Annotated in this window: 22 protein-coding genes, 2 tRNA genes and 1 pseudogene; 8 read left to right on the top strand and 17 right to left on the bottom strand. The window is 69.4% G+C overall.

Translation table 11 applies throughout. The features are described 5' to 3' along the window. Positions 1–43: 43 nt before the first annotated feature. The gene (locus ABVB68_RS03600; protein WP_353599364.1) at positions 44–5,341 is read right to left on the bottom strand and encodes a PAS domain-containing protein; all 5,298 of its coding nucleotides are present in this window, start codon (positions 5,339–5,341) and stop codon (positions 44–46) included. 974 nt (positions 5,342–6,315) lie between these two features. Beyond that, entirely contained in the window at positions 6,316–6,813 is a 498-nt protein-coding gene (locus tag ABVB68_RS03605) for an SSI family serine proteinase inhibitor (RefSeq protein WP_353599365.1), read from the bottom strand. Positions 6,814–7,226: 413 nt separating this feature from the next. On the opposite strand from ABVB68_RS03605, the gene ABVB68_RS03610 reads away from it, so the two are divergent. Beyond that, a tRNA-Ser gene (locus ABVB68_RS03610) sits at positions 7,227–7,317 on the top strand. Positions 7,318–7,532: 215 nt separating this feature from the next. Next, positions 7,533–7,605: transfer RNA gene (locus tag ABVB68_RS03615), tRNA-Arg, on the top strand. A 77-nt stretch (positions 7,606–7,682) separates the two neighbouring features. Here the strand turns inward: ABVB68_RS03615 and ABVB68_RS03620 are convergent. The 10 genes from ABVB68_RS03620 to ABVB68_RS03665 form a co-directional block, all read right to left on the bottom strand. Further along, the gene (locus tag ABVB68_RS03620; protein ID WP_503006010.1) at positions 7,683–8,909 is read right to left on the bottom strand and encodes a tyrosine-type recombinase/integrase; all 1,227 of its coding nucleotides are present in this window, start codon (positions 8,907–8,909) and stop codon (positions 7,683–7,685) included. After that, positions 8,906–9,112 carry a helix-turn-helix domain-containing protein gene (locus tag ABVB68_RS03625; protein ID WP_353599367.1) on the bottom strand — a complete coding sequence of 69 codons (207 nt, stop codon included), beginning with the start codon at positions 9,110–9,112 and terminating at the stop codon, positions 8,906–8,908. The genes ABVB68_RS03620 and ABVB68_RS03625 overlap by 4 nt, the downstream gene beginning before the upstream one ends. Continuing rightward, the gene (locus ABVB68_RS03630) at positions 9,109–10,389 is read right to left on the bottom strand and encodes a replication initiator (RefSeq protein ID WP_353599472.1); all 1,281 of its coding nucleotides are present in this window, start codon (positions 10,387–10,389) and stop codon (positions 9,109–9,111) included. The genes ABVB68_RS03625 and ABVB68_RS03630 overlap by 4 nt, the downstream gene beginning before the upstream one ends. 157 nt (positions 10,390–10,546) lie before the next feature. Further along, entirely contained in the window at positions 10,547–10,792 is a 246-nt protein-coding gene (locus ABVB68_RS03635; RefSeq protein WP_353599473.1) for a SpdD protein, read from the bottom strand. 25 nt (positions 10,793–10,817) lie between these two features. Beyond that, positions 10,818–11,012 carry a hypothetical protein gene (locus tag ABVB68_RS03640; RefSeq protein ID WP_020940615.1) on the bottom strand — a complete coding sequence of 65 codons (195 nt, stop codon included), beginning with the start codon at positions 11,010–11,012 and terminating at the stop codon, positions 10,818–10,820. A 16-nt stretch (positions 11,013–11,028) separates the two neighbouring features. Beyond that, positions 11,029–11,220 (bottom strand): mobile element transfer protein, encoded by a 192-nt coding sequence (locus ABVB68_RS03645; RefSeq protein ID WP_101417899.1) that lies wholly within the window; start codon positions 11,218–11,220, stop codon positions 11,029–11,031. A gap of 10 nt (positions 11,221–11,230) precedes the next feature. Continuing rightward, complete coding sequence (locus ABVB68_RS03650; protein ID WP_353599368.1) at positions 11,231–11,851, bottom strand: DUF2637 domain-containing protein; 621 nt, start codon at positions 11,849–11,851, stop codon at positions 11,231–11,233. A gap of 33 nt (positions 11,852–11,884) precedes the next feature. Then, on the bottom strand, positions 11,885–13,261 hold the full coding sequence (locus ABVB68_RS03655) for an FtsK/SpoIIIE domain-containing protein (RefSeq protein ID WP_353599369.1): 1,377 nt from the start codon (positions 13,259–13,261) through the stop codon (positions 11,885–11,887). Next, entirely contained in the window at positions 13,261–13,617 is a 357-nt protein-coding gene (locus ABVB68_RS03660) for an SCO3933 family regulatory protein (RefSeq protein ID WP_353599370.1), read from the bottom strand. The genes ABVB68_RS03655 and ABVB68_RS03660 overlap by 1 nt, the downstream gene beginning before the upstream one ends. A gap of 168 nt (positions 13,618–13,785) precedes the next feature. Continuing rightward, on the bottom strand, positions 13,786–14,574 hold the full coding sequence (locus ABVB68_RS03665; RefSeq protein ID WP_053710568.1) for a GntR family transcriptional regulator: 789 nt from the start codon (positions 14,572–14,574) through the stop codon (positions 13,786–13,788). A gap of 109 nt (positions 14,575–14,683) precedes the next feature. Here ABVB68_RS03665 and ABVB68_RS03670 point away from each other — a divergent pair, with 109 nt between their 5' ends. From ABVB68_RS03670 to ABVB68_RS03685, 4 genes are all read left to right on the top strand, one after another. Next, the gene (locus ABVB68_RS03670; protein WP_263280133.1) at positions 14,684–15,091 is read left to right on the top strand and encodes an NUDIX hydrolase; all 408 of its coding nucleotides are present in this window, start codon (positions 14,684–14,686) and stop codon (positions 15,089–15,091) included. A 46-nt stretch (positions 15,092–15,137) separates the two neighbouring features. Beyond that, positions 15,138–15,566, top strand: a complete 429-nt coding sequence (locus ABVB68_RS03675; RefSeq protein WP_353599371.1) for an ATP-binding protein — start codon at positions 15,138–15,140, stop codon at positions 15,564–15,566. Beyond that, entirely contained in the window at positions 15,566–15,943 is a 378-nt protein-coding gene (locus ABVB68_RS03680) for a hypothetical protein (RefSeq protein ID WP_353599474.1), read from the top strand. Before ABVB68_RS03675 ends, ABVB68_RS03680 begins: the two co-directional genes overlap by 1 nt. A 480-nt stretch (positions 15,944–16,423) precedes the next feature. Beyond that, positions 16,424–18,859 carry a hypothetical protein gene (locus tag ABVB68_RS03685; RefSeq protein WP_353599372.1) on the top strand — a complete coding sequence of 812 codons (2,436 nt, stop codon included), beginning with the start codon at positions 16,424–16,426 and terminating at the stop codon, positions 18,857–18,859. 389 nt (positions 18,860–19,248) lie between these two features. On the opposite strand, the gene ABVB68_RS03690 is transcribed toward ABVB68_RS03685, so the two are convergent. The 4 genes from ABVB68_RS03690 to ABVB68_RS03705 all read right to left on the bottom strand — a co-directional run bounded on the left by ABVB68_RS03690 (position 19,249) and on the right by ABVB68_RS03705 (position 22,152). Next, positions 19,249–19,590: a hypothetical protein gene (locus ABVB68_RS03690; RefSeq protein WP_353599373.1), complete on the bottom strand. Its 342-nt coding sequence runs from the start codon at positions 19,588–19,590 to the stop codon at positions 19,249–19,251. Positions 19,591–19,919: 329 nt separating this feature from the next. Continuing rightward, positions 19,920–20,219 carry a hypothetical protein gene (locus tag ABVB68_RS03695; RefSeq protein WP_353599374.1) on the bottom strand — a complete coding sequence of 100 codons (300 nt, stop codon included), beginning with the start codon at positions 20,217–20,219 and terminating at the stop codon, positions 19,920–19,922. Further along, the gene (locus ABVB68_RS03700) at positions 20,216–20,530 is read right to left on the bottom strand and encodes a tyrosine-type recombinase/integrase (RefSeq protein ID WP_353599375.1); all 315 of its coding nucleotides are present in this window, start codon (positions 20,528–20,530) and stop codon (positions 20,216–20,218) included. The genes ABVB68_RS03695 and ABVB68_RS03700 overlap by 4 nt, the downstream gene beginning before the upstream one ends. Before the next feature lie 800 nt (positions 20,531–21,330). Further along, complete coding sequence (locus ABVB68_RS03705) at positions 21,331–22,152, bottom strand: MerR family transcriptional regulator (protein WP_353599376.1); 822 nt, start codon at positions 22,150–22,152, stop codon at positions 21,331–21,333. Positions 22,153–22,252: 100 nt separating this feature from the next. On the opposite strand from ABVB68_RS03705, the pseudogene ABVB68_RS03710 reads away from it, so the two are divergent. Both ABVB68_RS03710 and ABVB68_RS03715 read left to right on the top strand, forming a co-directional pair. Beyond that, a pseudogene (locus ABVB68_RS03710) lies at positions 22,253–22,557 on the top strand (hypothetical protein); the annotation flags it as partial. 71 nt (positions 22,558–22,628) lie between these two features. Next, positions 22,629–23,285 (top strand): class I SAM-dependent methyltransferase, encoded by a 657-nt coding sequence (locus ABVB68_RS03715; RefSeq protein ID WP_353599377.1) that lies wholly within the window; start codon positions 22,629–22,631, stop codon positions 23,283–23,285. Positions 23,286–23,877: 592 nt separating this feature from the next. On the opposite strand, the gene ABVB68_RS03720 is transcribed toward ABVB68_RS03715, so the two are convergent. Then, a complete protein-coding gene (locus ABVB68_RS03720; protein ID WP_353599378.1) occupies positions 23,878–24,300 on the bottom strand; it encodes an arsenate reductase ArsC in 423 nt (140 codons plus the stop codon). Positions 24,301–24,311 lie beyond the last annotated feature (11 nt).

Genomic DNA, 24,311 nt, shown 5'->3' on the forward strand with positions numbered 1-24,311 from the left:
GCCGGTCAGTTCGCGCGGGTCCGGTCAGTTCACGCAGGCCCGGTCAGTTCGTGCCGATCCGGGCCAGCAGGTCCACGATCCGCGCCTGCACCTCGGCGCTGGTGGACCGCTCGGCGAGGAACAGCACGGTCTCGCCCGAGGCCAGCCGGGGCAGGTCGGCCGGGTCGACGGCTGCGGTGTAGACGACGAGCGGGGTGCGGTTGAGCTGCCCGTTCGCCCGCAGCCAGTCCACGATCCCGGGCCGCCGCCGGTGCACCCGCATCAGGTCCATCACCACGAGGTTCGGCCGGAACTGCCCCGCCAGCGTCACCGCGTCGTCGTCGTTCGCGGCCCGCGCCACCTGCATCCCGCGCCGCTCCAGCGTCGAGGTCAGGGCCAGCGAGATCTCCGCGTGCTCCTCGATGAGCAGCACCCGCGGCGGATGCTGCTCGCTGTCCCGGGGCGCGAGCGCCTTCAGCAGCACCGCGGGGTCGGCGCCGTACGCCGCCTCGCGCGTCGCCTGCCCGAGCCCGGCCGTGACCAGCACCGGCACCTCGGCGGCCACGGCGGCCTGGCGCAGCGACTGGAGCGCCGTACGCGTGATGGGCCCGGTCAGCGGATCGACGAACAGCGCGGCGGGGAAGGCCGCGATCTGCGCGTCCACCTCTTCGCGCGAGTGCACGATGACGGGCCGGTAGCCACGATCGCTGAGCGCCTGCTGCGTCGTCACGTCCGGCGCCGGCCACACCAGCAGCCGGCGCGGGTTGTCCAGCGGCTCCGGGGGCAGCTCGTCGTCCAGCGGCTGCGGCCGCGGGGTGTCGGAGACCTCGACGGCCCCACCGGGACCGTCCAGCGGCTCGGGCCCCTCGGCGGCGTCGGGCCCCGGGGCGCCTATGGCGTACGACCGTCCCGCCCCCTCGGTGCCCGTGCCGATCCGGGTCTGCCCGGTCGGCGTCGGCTGCGCCACCGAGGTCTGGCCGCCGAGCGAGGGCTGTGCGGGCGCGGGTTCGGCAGGCGGGTGCGGCCGGCCCGCCGGTTCCGGCTGCGCCTCGACGCGGGTGGCCGGGTCCGGGGGCGTGCCGAGCTTGCGCCGGCGGCCGGAACCACCCGGCGTGTGCGGGGGCGGAGTCGCCGTCGGCTGCTGCACCTGCGCGGCCTGCCGTGCGAACGGCACGCCCTGCCCGAGCGTCCGGACGCTGATGGCCCGGCCCTGCGTCGAGTTCGGGTCGGCCGGGGCTGCCGAGGACTCCGCGGGCAGGGGCTGCGCGGCCCGCTGCGGCCGCGCACCGGCGTGCTCCCCGGGCAACGGGGTACCGGGCGCGGGCGTACCGGGCGGGTTCTGCGGCGGTACGGACGTGCCCGCACCGGAGGTGTCGTCGGCACCGGGCCACTGCTGGGGGACGGTGGCCGCGGGGGCGGTGCCGGTGGCCGGCACCTGGCCGCTCGCGGACTCGGTCGGCAGCGGCTGTGCGACCGGGGGCGCCACCGGGGTGCCGCCGGGCGGGGTGACGGGCTGCGCGGCGGGCGCCTGCCGCGTCCCGGCGGCCTGCTGCACCGGGCCGGCGGCCGCCGGTACGGCCTGGGCGGCGGTGTTCTGTGCGGGAACCGCGGGAGCTGAGGGATGGGGGATGGCCACCTGCGGGCCGGCCACGACAGGACCGGGCACGACAGGACCGGGTGCGACAGCACCGGGCTGGGCGCCGGGCCCCGCCTGGGCGGTCACCGGGGCCGCGGCGTGCGTCTGCCCGGCGGGCGTGGCGGGGGCCGCGAGGGGGGCGGTGGAACCGGCGGGGGCGGCCTGGCCGGGGACGCCCTGCCCGGCCGTGGCCTGCGCGGGGATCCCGTGTGTGGCGCTCCCCTGACCGGGAGCCGGCGGTACGGCCGCGCCCTGACCGCCCTGACCGCCCTGACCGCCCGCGGCCGGAACCGGAACGGCTCGGGCCGCCTGCCCGGAACCGGGCGAGTGCGTGGCTGCCGGAGCGGGGTGCCCCGCAGCCGGCACGGCCTGTGCGGCAGCGGCCGCCTCCCCGGGCGCGGCACCCGGTACGACGGCCTGCGCGCTCCCGGCCGGCTGAGCCACGGCCCGGCGGCGCCGACCGGTGGGAGCGGTGGTGGGATGCGCCTGCGGCGGAGTGTGGTCCCCGGCCTGATCGAGCGGTACGGCGTCATGCCGGCCGCCGTCACCGCGTACGCCCTCACCGGCGCCCGGCACGGGCACGGGCATCTGAGCCTGTCCGGGCACCTGGGCCTGTCCGGGCACCTGGGCCTGTCCGGGCACCTGGGCCTGTCCGGGCACCTGGGCCTGTCCGGGCACCTGGGCGTATCCGGAAACCTGTGCCTGTCCAGGAACCTGGGGCTGTCCGGGGACCGGCCCCTGTCCTGCCACCGGTCCCTGTCCCGGCACCGGCCGGTGTCCGGGTAGCTGCCCGTGTCCAGGCACGGCCCGCGCTTCCGGTCCGGTGGCGGGGCCGGGTCCGGCGGGGGCACCGGGGCCGGATGCGGCCATGGGTCCGGCGGCGGCATGAGGACCGGCGACCGCGTGAGGACCGGCGACTGCGTGAGGGCCCGGAACGGCGCCAGGACCGGCGACCGCATGAGGGCCGGGAACGGCACCGGGACTGGGAGCGGCATCGGGCACCTGCCCGGCGGCGGCCTGCGCCTGTCCTTGGGCACCGGTACCCGCGGGCGAACCCGGCCCCACCGGCGCACCGGGTCCCGCGAACGCACCCGGCCCCGCAGGTGCACCCGGCGCTCCGGGCGCTCCCGGCGCGGCCACCCCGTTCGGTGCCGCAGCGGTGTGCGCGTTCACGTGCGTGTCCACGCCCGCATGCCCGTCCGTCACGTGTGCGCCCGCGTGGACGTCCGCCGCCTGCGGCCGGCGGTCGGCCTCGGCCGGTGGCAGGGCGAAGACCGTGCGCGCGCCGCCCGCTTCCGCCGCCGTAGCCGCGGCACGCTCCGCCGCGGCGGCCAGCGCACGACGGCGCCGCCCGGTCGGCTGCGTGCCCTCGGCCGCGTCGGCCGCCGCACCGGGGTTCGCCTGCGCACCCGAAAGACCCTGGGCCCCGTGCACGGCAACCGCCCCCGGCGTCGTCCCGCTGCCTGCCGCCGGCAGGGCGGGCGGCAGGGCGGCCTGCGGGGCGCCGGAGTCGTGGCGGCCGCGGTGGCCGCCGGGCGCGGGCACGCCCTGCGGGGGCACGGTGCCGCCGAGGCCCGTACCGGAGGCGGCGGCTCCGGCCGCATGCTCGGCGGCGGTCATCACGGCACCCTCGGCGACACCCGCTCCGCCACCGGCACCGTCGCCGTCATCAGCGCCGGCACCGGCACCGACGCCGTCACCCGCGGCGGGCCGGCCACGACGGCGGCCGGTGCCACCGGACGCGACGGTGCCACCGGACGCGGCCTCCGCGCGCTCGGCCGGGATCGCCACAGCGGCCTCCTCGGTGGGCGCGCCGGCCCGCCGGCGGCGCCGTCCGGTCGGCGTGGTCGCCTCCGCCTCACCGGTGGCCTCGACCGCACCGGTCACGTCGCCGTCCAGGAAGGCGTCCGTGGAGGACCGCCGGGCCCGCCGCCGTCCGCCGCCGGTACCGCCGGCGTCCGGCTCACCCGCACCGGTCTCCTCCACCGACACCGCGCCGGTGTCCACGCCCTGTGCGGGGCCCGCCACGGCGATCTGAGTGCCGAGCTGGGCGGCGACCGCCCCGGCGCCACCGCCCAGGGGTACTTCGAGCACGTACGCGCTGCCGCTCATGCCCGGCACCTCGTGGGTCTGGAGCACCCCGCCGTGGGCGCGCACGATGCCGCGCACGATCGGCTCGTGCACCGGGTCCCCACCGGCGTACGGTCCGCGCACCTCGATCCGTGCGACCTCGCCGCGCTGTGCGGCGGCGACCACGACGGTGTTGTCCATGTAACCGCCCGCGGAGACGGGCGCGTTGCCGGTCGCGTCGACGCCGGCCACATCCGCGATCAGGTGCGCGAGCGCGCCGGCGAGACGCTGCGGGTCCACCTCGGCCTCGATGGGCGGGGCGTGCACGGCGAACTGCACGCGCCCCGGCCCGATCAGCTCGACGGCCCCGTCGACACCGGCGGCGACGACGGCGTCCAGCATCACCTTCGTACGGGTGATGTCCTCGATGCCGGTGTCCAGCCGCTGGTAGCCGAGGACGTTGTCGATCAGGGTGGTGATCCGCGAGTACCCGGCGGACAGGTGGTGCAGCACCTGGTTGGCCTCGGGCCACAGCTGGCCCGCGTCATCGGCCGCGAGCGCGGACAGCTCGCGCCGCAGCTCGTCCAGGGGTCCGCGCAGCGACTGCCCGAGCAGCGTGAGCAACTGCTCGTGCCGCCCGGCGAGCGCCTCGTAGCGGTCCTTCTCCCGCTCGGCGAGCGCCGCGTACCGGTCCTCGCCTGCGCCCAGCTCCTCCGCGTGCTTCTCGCGGAGTTCCTCCAGCTCGGTGACGTGCTGCTGGCGCAGCGCGGTCAGGTCGGAGGCGTGCTCCTCGGAGAGCCGCTCCACCTCTTCGGCGTGGGCGGCCTCCAGCGCGGCCTTCTCCTCGGCGAGGCCGTCGTAGGGCCGGCGGTCGGTGAAGGTCATGACGGCGCCGACGAGCTGGTCGCCGTCGCGCACCGGAGCGGTGGTCAGGTCGACCGAGACCTTCTCCTCGCCCTTGGACCACAGCACCTGCCCGCGCACCCGGTGCTTGCGCCCGGAGCGCAGGGTGTCGGCGAGCGGGGACTCCTCGTAGGGGAAGGGGGAGCCGTCGGCACGGGAGTGCAGCACGAGGGTGTGCAGCTCCTTGCCGCCCAGCTCACCCGCCCGGTATCCCAGTATCTGGGCGGCGGCCGGGTTGACGAGCACGATCCGCCCGTCGGTGTCCGTCCCGACGACACCCTCCGAGGCGGCGCGCAGGATCATCTCGGTCTGCCGCTGCGAGCGGGCCAGCTCCGCCTCGGTGTCGACGGTTCCGGACAGGTCCCGCACGACCAGCATCAGCAGTTCGTCGCCGGTGTAGCCGTAACCGTCGTACGCCTGCTGTCCGTTCTCCAGGTTCGCGCTCGTGACCTCGACCGGGAACTCGGTCCCGTCGGTGCGCCGCGCGATCATCCGGGTCGGCTTGGTCCGCCCGGCCGGATCCATGTGGTCGGGCCGCCGCATGGATCCGGGGATGAGCCGGGAGTCGAACTGCGGCAGCAGATCGAGCAGCCCGCGCCCCACGAGCGCGGTGCCCGGCGCCTCGAAGGCCTCCAGCGCGATGGTGTTGGCGTTGACGACCGTGCCGTTGGCGTTGACCAGGACCAACGCGTCCGGCAGCGCGTCGAGTATGGCTGCGAGGCGAGCAGCGCCTCGGGATGGCCTGCTGCTCACGAGACGCTTCCCTCCTGTTACCGCACCTTGCCGACCGCTCGGGCCATCTTGCCAACCGGCCCGCGACGTGTCACGCGAGGGAGTCTAAGCGCATGGGTCGCGCCCGCGGCGCCGGATGAGAGGGAGGTCCCACGTGGAAGTGACAACGAACGCGTGACCGCATGCCCGGCTCCCCGAGACCTTCGCCGGACCTTTACCGCACCGTTGATTACGCCGGCCGACTGACGCCGATCCTGCCGGGCGCCCGCCGAGGTCGTCGGGACGCCTGCCGATCCTGCCGGTGCGCCTGCGATCCCACCGGGGCACCTGCCCATGTCGCCGGGGCACCTGCCCATGTCGCCGGGGCACCTGCTGATCCAGCCGGGGCACCTGCCGATGTCGCCTGGGCACCTGCCAAGTCCACGGGTGGCGTCCGCGGATGACCGGGCGGCGTTCGCGGATCCCGCCCGAGCGCGTCCGCCGATCCCCGCGCGGCTCGTCCGCCGACTTCCGTCCTGGACGCGTCCCGCAGCGACGACGCCGGCCCCGCACGCCACTCGGTCGTGTGCACCGGTCCGCCGTGTACGTCATTCCGGTGGAGCGCCGTCCCGCCGTGTACGTCACTCCGGGCTGCGTGTCGGTTCGCCGTGTACGTCATTCCGGTGGAGCGCCGTCCCGCCGTGTACGTCACTCCGGGCTGCGCGTCGGTTCGCCGTGTACGTCAGTCCGGCGGGTCCGTCAGCCCGCCGCGTATGCCGCTCCGCAGTGGACGCCACTCCGCCGCGTACGTCGGTTGCGCCTGCTGCCCGTGCCGCCCGGCCCACTCGCACGCAGGACCCGGAACTCCCGGGTCCCTGGAACTCTCCGGCCCCTGGAACCCCCGGCCCGCGGAACTCGAGGCCCCTGGCACTCTCCGGCGCCGGAACTCCCGGGCCCGCGGAACTCCCGGACCCCTGGAACTCCCGGGCCGCAGAACCTCTGCAGCTCCTCGGCACCTACGCGGACGCCGCCACTTTCGGCAGGAGGGGCACCATTCGGTCCCACCGCCCGATCTCGCATCCGTCGCTGCGGCTGTAGGTGGCGTCGACGGGGCGTCCGGCCCAGGTACCGGTGACATGGGCGGTGGCCGGTCCGCCGTAGAGCATGGTGCAGTTGCTGCCGGCAGGCACCGGGGCGAAGGGGTCCCGGCCCCAGCGGGTGTGCGTGTCGAGCGTGCGGCAGGCCCCGGCCACGTCCGGGTGACGGCCCGCATCGGGATGACACGCCACGTCGTACGTCCCGTCCCGCCCGGCCCCGGCGTGCCGGACGACGACGGTGAGGTGATCGCCGCGCTGATCGGCGTGCCGCTGCGGGGCCCGGTCCTCGGGCCGGACGGGCGGCGGCATGGCACCGGCCGCCATGGCGGGTACGGCGGTGAGCGGGACGAGGGAGGCTACGGCGGCGAGGGACGACACCAGGAGGCGTCGCCCGGCGGCCGGCAGAACAGAATCCATGCCCTGTCCAACGCCTCCGGCCCCCGGACGTTGCGCCACACCCCCCTCCCGCTTCCCGCCCCGTCCCGCCGGGCCCATCCGCCCCGCGACCCGGGCCCATCCGCCCCGCGACCCCGTCGCACCTGCCCCCAGGGCGGCTCCGCGACCCGTCACTCCTGCGGCCCAGGCGGTCCCGGGCCCCCGTCACCCCTGCGGCCCAGATCGTCCGAGCGGTCACGACGCCCCCGAGCCGAGCCCTGCCGATCTCTCTCTCTTCCTCCGGCCACGGCGCCCCCGACACCACGCCTCGCCAGGGGAAGGCCTTTGCCCTGCGCCCCGACTGCCTAGTACCGTGGGGGGCGATTGGTGACACCGCACCCGACTGTGTCATCATCTGCACGCACCACTCGCGCGCTCGCGTGAGCGGTTGTGCTGGAGGCGTCGCCTAGTCCGGTCTATGGCGCCGCACTGCTAATGCGGTTTGGGTCTTACAGCCCATCGAGGGTTCAAATCCCTCCGCCTCCGCACCGATCCCGAAGCCCCGGTCCCCAGGACCGGGGCTTCGGCGTTCCCAGGCGCACCCCGCCGCCCGGCCTCTGGGGCCCACTCTGGTCGTTTCCGCAGGTCACAAGGGGTGTGCCTATCGGATTTCACATGACGGCGGCAGTCATGTAATGTTCTTCCTGTCGCCGAGAGCGGGCCGGAAGGGCCGGGACCGGAGACGAAAAACAAGAAAACAAGCACTCGTAGCTTAACGGATAGAGCATCTGACTACGGATCAGAAGGTTGCAGGTTCGAATCCTGCCGAGTGCACACAGGTTAGAGGCCCCGGATCACTCCGGGGCCTCTTGCGTTTCAGGGGCGTACAGCAGCGAAGTACAGCAACCGCCTCAGCCGGTACCACCCATGGCTTCGGACAGCTTGCGGAGTGCGGCTCGCACCTCTTCCTCGCTGGCTTCGGCGTAGACCTCCATCGTCATGGCGATCTGAGAGTGCCGCAGGATCCGCTGGGCCACCTTCGGGTGCACCTTCAGGGCGACGAGGAGCGAGCTGCATGTGTGGCGGGTGTTCCGGAGCGGGATCACCCGGAGGCCGGCGCGCCGGGCCCGCAGGGCGAACATGCGGGTGAGGTTGCCCGGCTCGATCGGGGTCCCGTACTTGGTGGTGAAGATCAGACCGCGAGTGTCCTGCCACAGCTCACCGGCAGCCTTCCGGTCCCCGGTCTGCTGGGCACGCCGCATCCGGAGCGCCCGGAGGCAGAATTCGGGGAGCGGAAGGAAATCATCGGACTCCTCTGTCTTGGTCTCCCGGTGGAGGATCTGTCGCCCCGCACGCTGGATCTGGTGATCCACGTACAGCTCGCCGGACTCGAAATCGATCGACTTCCAGGTCAGGCCCAAGGCCTCACCACGCCGCAGACCGAGGCAGAGGACCAGGACCCAGGCGGCGAAGAGCGGATCTTCCCGAGCGAGCGAATCGGCGAGGAAGCGCCCCGCCTCGACGACGGACCAGGGCTTGATCCGGCGGCGACGAGGCTTGGGCACCTTCACCAGGGAAGCCACGTTCTTGTTGATCTCCTCCTCGGTCACGGCGTGGGTGAGCGCGGCGCGCAGGGCATCACGGGCCGCCTGGACGACCCGCCGAGACGGGTAGGCCTCGCAGCACTCCCCGACGGCACAGCAGCGCTGACGTGCCTTGTCCCGCTTGGCGTCCTTGCCCTGGGCGCAGCACTGGCAGATGCCGGCCAGCTTGGTCAGCCACTCCCGCACGTCGCGGACGGTCAGCTTGTCGAGCCGCTTCCCACCGAGGTGCGGATTGATGTAGAGCCGCACCGAGCCCTCGTACGACACGTACGACAGCGGAGCGAGGTTGGGCTTCACGATCGACTCGAGCCAGTAGGACAGGAACGCCTGAACCGTGCGGTGCCGGGTCTGCACCGGGCCCTTGCTGGCGTCACTGTGAAGCCTGATCCACTTCTCGTGGGTCTCCTCGCGGGTCTTGCCGTACACGTACTTGCGCTTGCGGTCGCCGTCCGGCGTCGTGACCCAGGCGTAGGCCGCGAAGCCGTTCTTGTACGGGTAGATGGACCCCTCGCCGTTGGCCCGCTTTCCGCTCATGCCGCCCACTCCCCGGCCTCGGAGGCGCAGCGGTTCACGTACTCGTCGACCCAGGCCGGGAGGATGCGGCGGTTGCGGCCGATCTTCACGGACCGGATCTCACCGCTCAGGACGAGCGCCTTGGTCTTGGAGAGGCCGAAGCCGAGCATCTCGGCGACTTCGGCCGTGGTGTGCCACTTACGGGTGACGGTCACCGTGGTCATGCGGTGGGCTCCCCTTCGGTTCCGGGTGCGGGTTCGAGAGATGCGGCCAGCCAGGCTTCGGCATCGGACAGGCCGGTGCCGGCGAAGACCCAGTGCGCGAGGACGTACGTCGTCTCGGTCTCCGGTCCGTTGGCTGCTGCGGCTTGGGCTCGGCGCCATGCGGCGCGGGCGTCGCGGAGGGCACCGAGGGTGGTGGAGTAGCAGCGGGACTTGGTGGAGAAGTGGCCGCGGAACCCGAGCATGTGGGCCCAGGCACGCAGGCGAAGGTGTTCCAGGTTCTTGCGGGCGCCGAGGGCCCAGGCCGTTCGGATCAGGCGGCGGGCGTGCTCGCTGATGTCGAGCTGGGCGAGTTCGGCGGCGAACTTGAGCGGGCGGTCGAGAGCTCCCGTGGCGGTCTCGGCGCCCTTGGTGGCGTACTTGGCGATGTAGGCCGCGACTGCCCGCTCGGTCAGCTCCTGGCCGCCGTTGAAGTCGGCCGAGCGGATGGTGCGGACGTCGAGCTGTCGGCCGAAGGCGAAGGTGTGCGCACGGCCGTCGATGACCGGGCCGTCGACGCGGACCTTGGCGGCGGCGGCCTCGATGGCGTCCGTGAGCAGTTCGGCGGTCGCCCAGGCCGGGGGCGGAGTGTCACCGCCGCCGGGGCCGTCGAGGCGGATGACGGCATGGAAGTGGACGGCTCCGCGCTTCTGGTACTCGGCGACCTTGGCGAACGAGACTCGGGCGTGCTGGCGGAAGTGGCGCTGTGACAGGCCCGCACGCTTGGCGGCCTCTCGGCGGAGGTAGATGGAGAAGCGCCGCCAGAGCTGTCCGGCGTGCGCGTTCCAGAGCACAGCCGCTTCGTAGTCGTAGGTGTCCGGGTCGAGCGGTGTGCCAAGGGCGTCGTCGTCCTGGCCGTGGTGGGCGCCGCAGCGGCAGGGACGGCCGTCTGTGCGGCGGTTGTGGACCGGGCCGAAGCCGGGGGCGGTGAAGGTGGCGAAGACGCGCGGGTGGGCGGCGACGTGTTCCGGGGTGCCCTTGCCGCCGCGCAGTCCGGCGGTGATCAGGTGGAAGGTGTCGCGGCGGTAGACCTCGGCGCAGGCCGGACAGCGGGTGGTCCGGCGGTTGTTGCAGCGGACGAGGAGCTGGCCGGCCGGGAGGGCGGTCGAGTCGAGGTGCTGGAGGATGCGGCCGATCTCGCCGGTCGTGGTGTCGACGTCGTACTCGGTGCGGTGGCCGTCCAGCCGGATGGGGTGCGTGCAGCCGCCGAGCCCGGAGAGCTGACGGAGGATACCCGGCAGGGTGCCGTCGGCGGCGAGGTTGCTGAGTTCCGGGAGTGGCGGCGGGGTGGTGCGGGCGAAGATGGCGGTCTCCTTCTGACGGGCACTGTCGGGAGGGATGGGCCTCCGGGGCGGCGGATGCTTGGCCGTGTCTCGCCGCCCCGGAGGTCTGGGCGCCTCAGCGCCGCTTGTGCTCGTGGAGCAGCGAGCGCAGGACCACGGCGGCGATGGCTACAGAGATGGCCGTGACGGCGACGGCGGCCAGGAGCGCGGTGAGGACCACGCCCGCGACGACCACGGCCGCGACCGTCTTCTGGTCGATGGAGATCGACGGCAGGGCGCGTCGGGCGGGAGCCGGGTCGGTCGGGGCGTGCGTGTGCACCGGCGGCGGGGTCGGGTTGTCCGGGTACTTGGGCAGGAACACGGCGGAACTCTCCTTACCTACTCGTCTAGTCATGTGAGCCGTTTACGACGCCCACGCCGGACCGCGTGCCGGACTCGATGGCGGGAGCGAGGAAGGTGTGCGAGAGCCAGAAGCCGAACAGGGCGATCAGGACGACGATCCAGGTGCGGACGCCGAGGAACTTGATCGCTCCCCAGGCGAAGAAGCCGAGGACGACGACGAGCGGCAGGCTGACGGTCACGGTGGTCCGGGTCCTCTCAACGGGCGGGGCAGCGATGGGTGCGGGCGGCCAGTTCGGCGGCGGCCCGGCTGTCGTAGTCGGCGGAGAAGCCGCAACGCGGGGCGGTGCAGGCGGCGGTGTGCTTCTCGCGGCCTCGGTTGTCGTAGGCGGTGCCGACCTGGACGGGGCCGATGCGGGTGACGTTGCGGAAGCTGCGGTTGGCGGCCATGGATCTCCTCTCAGAGGTGGGCGGCGATGGCTTCGGCCATGGGCACCGGGACGCCGAGGCGAGCGCGCAGGGTCGGGGTGTCGATCGGGGTGCCGGTCCGGGCGTGGTGCTCGGCGGCGACCTTGCGGGCGTGGGCGACCAGGGCGGACGGCACGGGTATGGGTGGGGGTTGCGGCGGTGCTTCGATGGCGGGTTGGGCGGGCGGTTCGGGCGCGGTTTCGGGCTCGTCCTCCTGGTCTTCGATGACCTCTGCATCGGGGCCCGTCTTCGGCGCGGTGTGCGCGAGGAGGGTGCCGCCGAGGAAGGCGACGGCGGGCCAGCCCGCGACGAGGATGCGCAGCCAGGCCGGGACGTTGCCGAGGTCGAGGAGGCCGGCGGTGGCGACGTTGGCGCCGAGGGATGCGGTGAGTGCGACGACGAACCAGCACCAGGCCGCCGTCTTGGTCGTACCGGAGCGCAGTCGGCGCCAGGCGGCGACGAGCAGCAGGTCGACGGAGACGGGGTAGGCCCAGGCCTTCCAGCCGTCCTGTCCGGCCGCCACGGCGACGTCGTGCAGGTGGGCGAAGGACAGTGCGGCGGCGATGAGCGCCTGGACGAGCACCGCGTCGACGCGGGCCAAGCGGGCGCGCATGATGCGGCTCCTTCCGGAGTCGAGCAGAGGAGATCAGTCGGTGACCGGGCGGGGGAGGAAGACCGGGGCCGCGGTCTCGACCGGGCGCACGGGTACGTCGGGCCGGAAGGGCTTCAGCGCGGGCAGGTCGGGCACCAGGTGGGCCGACTCGCGGCAGGTCTCGGCAGCGTCCCCGAGGGAGAGGTACGGCGTGCGGATGCGGGACCAGCCGCCGGAGGTGTCGCCCGCTACGGCCAGGCCGGGCCGTTCGGGAGCGATGGAACAGGCTGCCTGGACAGCCTCCGGAGCGATGTCGCCGAGGGCCATCTTCGCGGAGGCCTCGTCATTGACGCGGTGGCAGACGCGGCCGGTGAGCTGGGCGCGGAGCATGGTGGCGCCCTTGCCGAGTTCAGCGCCGAAGCGCTGCCCGCAGACCTCCAGGTAGATGCCGGCGGCGCGGCCGAGCTGGGCGAGTCGGATGAGCTGGGTGACCATCTCGTCGCGGCGTTCCTCGTCCTTCTTGGTCGCGACGAGGAAAAGTTCAGCGACCTCATCCACGAACAGGACGACGGGCACCGGGCGTTCGTGGTCGGGCAGGCCCCAGATGTCGGAGGTGATCTCCTCGTTCGGAGTGCCAGGGGCGATGCTCTGCCGGGCCTTGATCAGGTCGTACCGGTCCTCCATCTCGTTGACCAGTACGGGCAGCAGCTCGGCCGCCTGTTCCGGATCGGTGGCCAGCGCCGAGAGCCGGGGTGCGAAGGGGGCGAGTTCGACGCCCCGCTTGCAGTCGATGCCGACCAGGGCGACGGACTGAGGAGCGAGTCCGGCGACCAGATGCCGCAGGTACATGGACTTGCCGGACAGGGTGGCGCCGAGGGTGAGTTGGTGGGGGATGGTGCGGTAGTCCCGGACGAAGGGTGTGGCGTCCTCTCGCAGGGCGACCGGCACTTTGAGGGGGCCGTGCGCGGCCTTGCGAGGCATGCGCACCCGCCGTAAGACGTCGTAGCCGACGAGCCGCAGGTCGACGACTCCCGGCTTGACAGTGGTGACGTAGACGGCGTGGACGCCCCAGGCGTGCCGCAGTCGCTCGGCGGAGGCCGCGAAGTCGGCGGGTTCCTGGCCCGGTGCCAGGCGGAGACGGATGCGCAGTCCGGTCGTGGTGGGTCGGATGATGCCCCGGCGCGGTGGCACGGGCCGCACTTCGCGCTGGGTCATGGCCTTGACGGCGAGGACCCGCAGCCGGGAGGGCGCCACGGTCAGGCCGCATGCCTCCATGACCGAGCCGTACGAGCTGAGCAGTCGGACCGTGGACACCGGGAGGCCGACCGTGGACCAGTACGCCGCCGGGTGCTTGGCCCGGGCGTAGGCGGCCCCGCCGCCGAGTGCGGCGACAGGACCACCCACTTCGAGAAGCGTCGTCAGGTCGGACATCAGGCCGCGGCCCCGGTCGTGGCCGGGAAGGCGGCCGGAGTGACAGCGGCAGCGCGGTAGGCGATGCCGTGGCGCTGCTGGCCGTTGAAGACGGACTCCCACGGCCGGGCGAAGAGGCCGGGCAGCGACACCGGCGAGCCGAGGATCAGGCCCTCGGAGACGCCACCCTCGGGAACGGTGACCTTGATGAGCGACGACTCACCGTCCTCGATGTAGACGACGCCGATGGTCATCAGCGCCTCGCCGCTGGTCGCGTCCTTGGCGATCTCGCCGGTCTGCCGGTCACGGACCTTCGGCTCCGGAGCCTCCGTGAGGAGGATCGTCGCGGCGGAGGTCTCAACGCGGATGGTGCGCAAGGTACTACCCCTATCTACTCGTCTATACAAGAGTCGATCTGCGAGCCCGATCTCCGGGATCACGCGGATCACCCTGCCACACAACTTGCCCACTCGTCTATACGAGTAAGCGTGTCGGTGTGTACGAGTTCGGAGGAGCGTCCCCGCGCACTACCGCCGCTCCCGGGATCAGGTCGCCGGGAGCTGGTACGACAGGACGTACGCGTCCGCCGCCATGACCGTGTCGCAGACCTCGACGGCACGTCCCTCGGTGTCGAAGGCGGTCCGGATCAGGTGGATGACGGGCACGCCGGCCGCCAGATGCAGGAGCTTCACCTCTGCGGGCGAGGGCATGCGGGCGCGGATCTCTTCCTCGAAGTGGTCGAGGTGGTGCCCCAGTTCTTCGAGGCGGGCGTAGATGCCGCCGGGACCTGGGTTGGGCTCGGCGATAGGAGTGCCGCGGGCGATGTCGAGCGGGAGGTAGGAGGTCGCGAACTCGACCGGCCGCCCGTCGAGGAGATACCGGCGCCGACGAGCGAGGACGCGCCGCACCGACCCGAGCCGGGTGGAGATGTCCTGGCTCGCCTTCTCTTCCTTGACTTCAAGGCTGTCGACCGTGGGATGGCTGCCTGCGGCGTCGGCCTCCACGATGAAGGCGGACTTGCCCTGCTCGCGGTGACGCCGGGCGAACCGGTCGGAGGCGAGCCGGCGCACGGGGGGGCGCGGCCGGACGAAGACGCCCTTGCCGTGCTCGGCGTGCACCAGGCCCTCACCGGTGAGGACAGAGAAGGAGTTCCGCACGGTCATCCGGGAGACTCCGTAGTGCTCGACCAGCTCGGCTTCGGAGGGCAGCTTCTCGCCCTCGCGGAATCGCCCACGGTCGATGGCCTCGCGGAGCTGGTCGGCGATCTGCCGGAAGACCGCACGATCGCTCGTGGGGTCGAGATCACCGAGGAGGCCCGAAGGAAGAGGGCTCACGTGAGTACTCCTTTAGGTATCTAGACGAGTGGGCGAGTTCTGTTGCTACGGTGGAGAGCCTAGCCAGCCGAGAGGGCCGAGGAACGTGAGCACTGAACGCCCGCACTCCGTGAGCGTCGCCGGGGTCGTCGTGGACGACCAGGGCCGGGCCCTCCTGATCCAGCGCCGGGACAACGGCCACTGGGAGCCGCCGGGCGGCATCCTCGAACGCGAGGAGACCATCCCGGAGGCCCTTCAGCGCGAAGTCCTCGAAGAGACCGGCATCAAGATCGCGCTTCCCGCGACTCTGACCGGCGTTTACAAGAACATGACGGGCCTGATCGTCTCGCTGGTCTTCCGCTGTGAAGCCGCCGACGGTGTGCCCACCACCGGTGACGAGACCCGCGCGCTGCGCTGGGCCACCCGCGAAGAGGTCACCGAGCTTGCCGACGAGGCGTACTCGATCCGCGTCCTGGACGCACTCGACGCGACGACCCCGCCGGCCATCCGCGCCCACGACGGCGTGAAACTCGTCTAGCCCGAACCCGCTGCACATGGCGGCCTACCAGCGTAAAGGAACTTGTATGCACGAGTATACGAGTGAGGCCCGGGTCTGGGGGCTGAGTTGCCCAGGATTCCCGGAAGAGGTGAGCCGGGCCCGCCGATGGACCCGTGACATCCTGCGCGGCTCCCCTTTAGCCGACGACGCCGAACTGATCGTGAGCGAGCTGAGCGCGAACGCGATCCTCCACACCGCGAGCGGCCGGGAGTACGGCAGTTTCCACCTGGCCGTCGCGGTGTCCGCTCAGGTGGTGGCGGTTTCGGTCACGGACGACGGCGGTACGGGAACGGCCCCGAAGGTCGAGCACCAGGACCAGGACGCCGAGCACGGCCGGGGCCTGGGCATGGTCAGCGTCATCGCTCACCGAGTCGTCGTCCACGACAGCGACCAGGGTCACACGGTCACCGCGGAGCTGTTCGCGGACGCCCGGCGGGGAGGCCGCCCGTGCTGATGACAACACCGCAGCGGGGCTACTGGTGCGAGTGCTGGACCGAGGACCTGATCGAGGAGTGGCCGCCGGCACTGCTGGCATCCTTCGACGCCTACTCCGCGCCGCAGGCGGACCGTTGGGTAGCGGTCGTACTCCGCACGATCTCACCGGCACTGGACGCGGATGCCTCCGATGAGGCCTGGGAGTGGCTGTACGAGGGCCGCATCGAGACCCGACGAGCCCTGCTGCGTGCCGAGCCGTGCACGGTGTCTGTCACCCACGCCAGGACCCGGATCACGTGGACCATCCGACCGGTGATCTTCCTGCCGCTGGCCCACCGACAGGGCACCGAACTACCGGCGTGCGCATACCGTTTCAAGGCCCACGCGACCGACTGAGTTACAACTTTCTCTACTGGTTCAAGGCGGCTCGCTCCGCTCCCCGCGCGCGGCCCGGGCGCCGGCCGGGCCTGCGCTCCTGTCTCCGCCCCGCTCCAGCCCGGCCGGCGCCCGTGCCGCGCGCACAGCAGTCAGTCACCTGATGCCAGAGAAGGGGTACGTCGTGGCTGGGGCGGTCGGCTCCACGGCTTCAGCCACCTCCCCGGTCCGGGGCCCGCGTCGAGCAAGACCAGGGGGCCACCCGTGCACAGTGCGGGCAGGCTGAAAGCCTGCCCGAGTTGCCAACCAGCGTACGGCCCCCTGGTCATGCTCGACCCCAGACCGGGCAGGCCACCGGCCAAACCCGCTCCGCCCACCTTGGGCGTCTCTCTGAACTAGTTGAACGAACATCGGCATACCCGTAGCAGCCGACCCCCACTTCCGCGATGCTGTTACCAAGCAGGGATGGTCGATCCATGAATCTTTCTTATTGGGGGCCGGATGGATCCGTACGCCAGCGCGAAAGATGAGCTCAAGAAGCTTGTTTCATCGCCCACCGTTGGCAGCGGAGCTAACGAGGACACTACTCGGCTTCAGCTGATTGACGCCTTGCTTTTCAACTGCCTCGGCTGGCACACGCAGGATGCAACGACGGAAGACCACCACAATGGCTCTTATGTTGATTACATCGTCGGTAAACCGGCGGCGCAGTTCATCGTAGAAGCGAAGCGAGAGGGGATGCCATTTACACTTCCGGCAGGAATCACTGGCAGGCATGCCGTTTCTGTTCCCACGCTAATGGAGGATAAGAGCACGGCTGACGCCATTCGCCAAGTTCTAGGATACTGCCAAGAGCGAGGCGTGCCGATCGGCATTATCTCCAACGGGCACCAAATGGCCGCATTCTTCGCTTCACGGCAAGATGGGGTAGCGCCCCTCAAGGGCGAGGCGCTGGTTTTTAGCTCCTTGCAGGAAATGCATGACGATTTCAATATGCTTTGGGGTCACCTGTCGAAGCCTGCGGTAAGCACCAAGAACCTACAGAGGTACTTGATTGGAAGGAAGAACCAGGCGCTTGCGCCGGAAAAATTGGCCAACTCAATTCCCCACTATCCCGGATTCCGGAAGCGGACCGAGTTGGAAACGGATTTGAAGATGCTTGGTCAACTCTTCATCCAAGACCTAGAACAAGAGGAGCAGATCTCCGACGATTTCGTAAGGGACTGTTATTGTGCAAGTGGCGCACTTTCCCAGTACTCGATGCTGAGCAGGGAGGTGCTAAGAGCTCGGTATGCTTCTGTGGCTTCCGCCGTGACAGGAGGAACTGAAAAGGCCGCGACCAAAAAGGGAGTGAACCCGAAACTCACAGCCGACATGGTCACCGCCGCCTTGAGCAGAAGGCCCATTATTCTCCTCGGTGACGTAGGGGTCGGCAAAAGCATGTTTCTGCGTCACTTGATTCGAGTCGACGCCAAGGACGTACTGAAGAACTCACTGATTCTCTACGTGAACTTTTTGCGAGAGCCTGTTTTTGTCGACGATCTCCCCATGTACATCACAGAGAGAATGTCTGATCAGCTGGAATCGCACCACGGGATCGACGTTCATGACAGAACTTTCGTGAAACCTGTCTACAACAAGGAGATCAACAAGTTCAAGCGGACCATCTTCGGTGACGAGTCCGATCCGGACGAATACAAAAGGCAGGAACGACTAATGCTGGCGGGCCACCTGTCAAAGGAGTTCGAACACCTCCGTCGATCCCTGGAGCACATTCGCGCCACGTCGGGCAGGTCTCCACTTGTTATCTTGGATAATATCGATCAGCGCCCTCCGGAGTTCCAAGAAAGCATTTTCGAGACGGCTCATTCGATTGCCGATTCATGGCCGGGAACAGTCTTCGTCGCCATCAGGCCAAGCACCTTCTTTCAATCCCGCTCGCGGGGCACTCTTGCTGCCTACCAGACTCGCATGTTCACCATTGAGCCAGCCCGGACAGACCAAGTCATCATAAAGCGACTAGAGTACGCTCGGGCCAAAGTCGTGGAATCTGGCGCTGCTGGGGTATTCCCGGAAAATCTTTCAATCGACGATGCCGACTTGGTCGCTTATTTGGATGCTCTGATTAAAGCATTCAAATACGACGACGAGCTTAAATCGCTTATCGACAACATGAGTGCCGGAAACACCCGAGACGCACTCATGTTCCTTTTCACCTTCATTGGCAGTGGATATGTTTCCACTCAAAGGGTGCTCGATATTGCAACCGCGGGTCGCGTCTACAACGTTCCCATGCATGAATTTATTCGGGCGATTGTATTCGGGGACTACGATTATTTTAGCCCTGAGGCTAGCGCAGTCTGCAACATCTTCGACATCACTACCAATGATGGTCGTGAACACTTTCTACTGCCTAATATACTCGCCCATTCCCAAAGGGTTGCAGAGAGCGCCGGCAGTGAGGGCCTAGTATCAGCGGCGAGCATCTACTCATTCGGCCAGAGTGCCGGGTTTTCTCAGGAGCAAATCGGCGCACAGCTGGACAGAGCCGTGAAAAATAATCTGCTAGTATTTTCCGCCTCCATGGACGAAGGTTCTTATCGTCCTACGAGTGTCGGAAGTTATCTGCACCGTAAGCTCGCGCGGTCATTCAGCTACGTGGATGCCATGATCGTAGATACCCCCATCGTCGATCCAAGCGTGCGGAGAAATGTAAGAGATGTGCACAGCATCAAGGATAGACTCCAGCGAGCAAAGCACTTCCAAGCTTGTCTGGACAAGCAGTGGGAAATTTTCGATCCGCCAAGAGATGGCATTCCATTTCGTTGGGACGAGGTGAGTGTCGAACTCGCGGCTGATATTGAAGCCGTAGAGTTCAAGGCTGACGCCGCAACACAGAAGAGGAATGAATCGGCTACAAACTTCTGGACGACGTAGGGATAGCGCAGCCCATGGGGCGTCGCAGTAGTCCACGGCCGCGCCCAGACGAAGAAGAGGGTGAGCAAGCGCCGCAGGAAGTGAGCCGGAGCCATGGTGAGTGTCTAACTGCGTGACAACGCTGGCGAACATTGGCGGACAAGCGCGAACGCTAGCGGACCATCAGCGCAGGTGAGAGCCGCATCAGCCCAAGGCAGCACCAGCGCCCAAGTTGCTTCGGGACGAAGAAGTCACCGCGCAATGTCTCATCACCGCGGTTCCGCCGGCGCAGCTTGCTCTGATAGACGCCGATCGAGCAGCGTGGCTGATGCCGGTGGGGGCAGCGCTACACACGCGCGCGTGATCGGTTGACGCACCCGCCATCGTGGCTGACTGTCGTCGGCCGGGGCTCAGACCTCGGACCGCCGCACCCCAGTGCACGCGATCAGCCTGCTGCCGTCACCCGTGAGAAACAGCATGAACGTCCAGGAACCATCGGCAGTCCTAACCTGCCCCAGGCGAACCGGCTGCTGATGCCGGCCGAGCAACTCCACGGCGCGCTCCAAGTCCGTGGTCTCGATGCCCCGGCGACGCGTGTGCAGCAGTCTGCGTCCATAGACACGGGTGAGCGACTCGGCGGACGTAGCCCCGTCCCAGACCACATAGGAGCCACCGCAGCGGAGCGCAACCAGGGCGGCCACAGACGCCTCATCGCTGCCGACCAGCAGTCGTTCGAGTCGTTCCCGCTCCATACCCCTCACCCCCACCCGGATCCTGCTGTACAGCAGCCGGATACAGCAACCACAGCAACCGTCCCCACCCCGTAGCGCCCCCCTGAGGCTGGAGCGAGACCTGTATGACCGTCCCCGCCCCGTCTTTTTAGAGCTACGGATCAGAAGGTTGCAGGTTCGAATCCTGCCGAGTGCACAGCTTGCCAGAGGCCCTGTGGAGTGATCCACAGGGCCTCTGGCTTATGCCTTGACGGCAGTGCTTGACGGCAACCGCCTCAGTAGGCGCGGGGGCTTTTGCTGGGAGCTGCTTGAAGAAGCAGGTATTCGTGTGCCCGGCAGGAGCGTGTGCGTCAGACGGTCGCGGCCAGCCAGCCGATGGTTTCGGTGGTGTGCTTGCCATCGCTCTTGGTGGCGCCGGCGTACACCTCGTTGAGGCGGATCAGGAAGCCCGTGTTCGTGACGTCATGGACGCGGATCCCCGGCGTCTCCGGGCCGTTGAAGGTCTGGGTCAGAGGCAGGACGACGACGTTGGAGCCCGCGGGGAACGGAGTCGGAAACGTGACGCGCGTGAAGGTCGAGGTGTTACCACCGGTCGTCTCGATCGGGTTGTCGGACCGCAGGTCGATCTTGCCGGTCTGAATGAAGCTCACTGTCGACTTCCTTCGTGTGGGGGTTGGATCGCTCGGCTGGCTCTGGCAGCCGACGGGAGACTCGTCACCAAAGGGGCCATGTATGCCGAAGTCCCGCAAACGGGTGATCGTCTTTCGGACAGCGGTAGATCCTGTGCTTCCATCACGTGCGCATAGGTGTCCAGCGTCTTCGTGATCGTGCTGTGGCCAAGCGTCTCCATGATCGTGCGCGCGTCGACACCCTGCGCCAGGAGCAGTGACGCGCACGTGTGCCTCAGGTCGTGCACCCGCACGCGCCGCACCTTCGCATCGCGGCACAAGATCGTGAGCATCGGTGTTCAAGCCGCGCGGGTCGATCACCCTGCCCGTGGACGTGGCCAAGATGAGCCCCGCCGGCTGCCTCGGAGTCGGCTGCCACTTCCGCCCGGCGGCCTTCCGCCCCTGCTCTTGAGCCTCCCGGTGCGTCGTGAGCGCCTGCACGCACCGTCGGGGCAGAGAGATCGTGCGCGTGGACCTCATGGTTTTGGGGGGTGCCGAAGATCAGTTCTCGCCGGATCCGCTGCACGTTCCGGCGCACCCGGAGAGTCCCCGTGCTCAGGTCTACGTCCGCCCATGTCAGCGCGAGGGCTTCCTCGCGTCGCAGGCCGGTGGAGACCAGCAAGAGTCACAGCGCGAAGCCTGTGGAGCCGACGGGTGCGATGTACTTCGCCACGGTGTCACCGGTTTGGGGAGGCGGACGAGCCTTCTGTATCCGGAAGCGCGCGGTCGTGTGCTCGCCGGAGCCCATCTCGTGACGGTCGACCAGTTCTCAGATAGTGCAGCACAGGAGATGTACCGGGAACCTGGAGCGGAAATCGATCTCTCCACCGTTCTCGCGGAAGGGCGCGCAGTACTCGGAGACGGACGATACGAAACACTCGTACTCGCCGGTCAATTGGATGGTCTCCCCGTTCTCACTTTCACCGCCCCCTGGGGGTGAACGACGTGCGGTGGTCGCCCCCGCCGGCTGCATACGTCCGCTTCCTGGCATCCGGGCTTCTGGCTGCCGGCGTGGCTGAAGTCGGGCAGCGGGAGACCGCAGCGGTCTCCCGCTGCCCGAACGTGATCACCGGCCAGGCTGGGGCGCGATTGATCAGGCCCGGGTCACCGGTGCCTGCAGTTCCGTCACCCAGTCGTCACGGTTTTCCGGGCACTCCAGGTTGATCTCGCGGGGGTATCCGGTCGACTGGTAGTGGTGGGCGTCGATCCATCGGGCCAGAGCCTGGGTGGTGGGGAGCACGGCGTCCATCGAACCGCGGTGCACGGTGGTCGCTGCCTGGTCGAGGGTCGGCAGGTCGAGGATCCGGAAGGTGCCGTCCTGGAGAGGGGCGGAGACCTGGACGGCGGCGTGGACGCTGATTCTGCCTCCACCCTCCGGGACGTCCTCGTAGTACGCGATGCCGGGGCCCGTGGGGGTGATACGCGCTGAGCCCAGGCACCGGAACAGCTCGTCGTAGAGCGGTCCGATGACCGGGCCGATGTCCTCGGGCTCGAAGCTCGCGGCGGTCGCGGTCAGCTCCGCCACCCGGACGGAAGGGACGCTCTTGATGACGACGTCGTTCGTGGGCATGTGCCCCTCGCTCTCGATCGCTCGGAATCTCGCCTCGACCTGGATCAGCCGTGCTCCTGCGGCAGCCATTGCGGTCTCCAGTTCGGCCCGCCGCAGCCGCAACATGCCGCGCAGTTCCTCGAGGCTGACCTTCTCGTCCACGATGTCCTGGACCTGTTGGAGAGTGAATCCGAGGTCTTTGAGCGCGATGATCCGGTTGAGGCGGGCGAGCTGGGTAGCGGTGTAGTAGCGATAGCCGCTGGCGGGGTCGACGTGAGCCGCTCGCAGCAGTCCGGTCGCGTCGTAGTGACGCAGCATCCGGACCGAGACGCGGCCATGCCGGGCGAAGTCTCCGATGGTGAACATGATGTCTCCGAGCTGACCGCCTGACACGGTGTGAGAGTCAAGAAGCTACTTGGCGGCCGGGAGACATGGAAAACTCGGGGATACGCTGGCCCAGTTGCATGGGCGTGTCGTCATGTACACCATCGGCTGCATGGAGCACCCCGAGGTCCACCTGGGGGTCGGCAAGCTCGTCGACATCGGTGTTCACCAGCTCATCCTCGACACGCCGGTGTGGTGGGCCCTCTGCGCCGTGTACAACGAGGGCCGCTACAAGCACCACGCCCCGTTCATCGAGCGCCGCCGCGACGGCCTCTCCGCACGGCGGACTTCCTGAAGTCCATCGGCTTCGGCGTCGACGAGGAGTTGTGGGCGATCGACGGCACGGACTGCTCGCCGTGTGGCAACAAGGTCCCCGACAGCCACTGAACGGTCCTACCCTGGCCCCTGTCCTCGGTCCCCCGGAGGACAGGGGCCAGCCCTTTCGAAGAGGAATCGCCTTGCCCGCACAACACGACATCGCCGCCGAGACGGAGCTGTGGGACACCTACGCCGCCTCCGCCTTCAAGGACGACGCGGAGCCGAGCTTCTGCTGGACCCAGTACGCCGGTCACGGACCCGGCCCGGAACTACTCGGCGACCCGCGCTCCGTCCTGGAGATCGGCTGCGGCACCGGCCGCGCCCTCGCCCACCTCGCGCAGCGCGGTATCGCCGCTCGGGGCGTTGACCTCTCTCCCGTCATGGTCAAGAAGACCACCGCGAAGTGGGCCGGTACCGGCGCGGAGTTCGTGTGCTCCGAGGTCCTGGAGTACCTGGGCGAGAACGAGGACGCGTACGACGCCGTCTACTCGATCTTCGGAGCCGCCTGGTTCACCGACCCGGGACGCCTGTTCCCCCTCGTCCGTCAGCGGCTCAACTCCGGCGGCGTTTTCGTCTTCTCACAGCCTCCCGCCATCCCCGGCGCTTACGGGCCCCAAGGAATGTACAAGGGAGGCTTCGCCGGCAAGGCGATGTTCACCTACCGCTACAGCTACCGTCCGGCCGTGTGGGAGCGCCTGCTCACCCGGGCCGGCTTTGCCACGGCCAACGCGCAGATCCTCGACGCACCGCAGCCTGGGCATATCGGAACGCTCCTGGTCCGCGCCGTGACCCCATGACGATGTTCCCCAGCCGTGGATGGGCCCGATGGCGCGGTCGTAAGCCGCTCGCATATGGGTCCCATCGCTACATCATCGGCGCGTTCCACGAGGTGCCCGCGAGCAGCCTCCACAGCTTGCTAGGCGGCAGACGCAATTCCGCCTCGCGCAGGGCGCGAAACCCCTCCCGCGCGGCTCTATGGAGTCTGCGAGCCTCGGCCATGATCTGGTCGGGCGAGCGCCCCGCTGTGGGGATCGCCTTCTCGTGGCGGGCGAGGGCGACCTGCAGGATTGTTCGCCGCGCTTTGATCTCCTCGTACGTGCCTGTCTCGGCGTGAGCCAGACGGGCCGTGGAGGTCTGGACTTCTGCTGCGAGATCTTCAGGGAGCTCCGCGGACTTGACGGATGGACTGGAGAGCGCCCATCTCGGCCAGTGAAGCGGTCCGATGAGGTGCCACCACCCTCCGGGCCAGCTTGCGGCTGACGGAGGCCGCAGGTTCGGAGCACGCCGAGCGCAAAGTTGATCAGAGGCAGGGGGAGCAGGGAGAAGCGCGGCCGTTCCGGGCGCCAGGATCAGGCGGCCGGGCGGCGGGCCCACGTCAAACGCGGTCGGTCAGGCCGCCGTTGGGATGCCGAGTTCCGTGAGCAGGCCGCGCACGCGCTGCTCGATCTCGTCCCGGATGGGCCGCACCGCGTCGACTCCCTGGCCCGCCGGGTCGTCCAGCCGCCAGTCCAGGTACCGCTTGCCGGGGAAGACCGGGCAGGCGTCACCGCACCCCATCGTGATCACCACGTCCGAGGAGCGCACCGCCTCGGTGGTGAGGACCTTGGGGGTCTCGGCGGAGATGTCGATGCCGGCCTCCGCCATGGCTTGGACGACGGCCGGGTTGACCGCGTCGGCGGGGGCGGAGCCGGCCGAGCGGACCTCGACCCGGTCACCGCCCAGGTGGGTCAGGAACGCGGCGCCCATCTGCGAGCGGCCGGCGTTGTGGACGCAGACGAACAGGACCGAGGGGCGCGGTGCGGGGGTGTGCATGGCAGGCGTCT

Origin of the sequence: Streptomyces sp. NPDC096012 (genome assembly GCF_040426375.1) — a bacterium.
GTDB lineage: Bacteria > Actinomycetota > Actinomycetes > Streptomycetales > Streptomycetaceae > Streptomyces.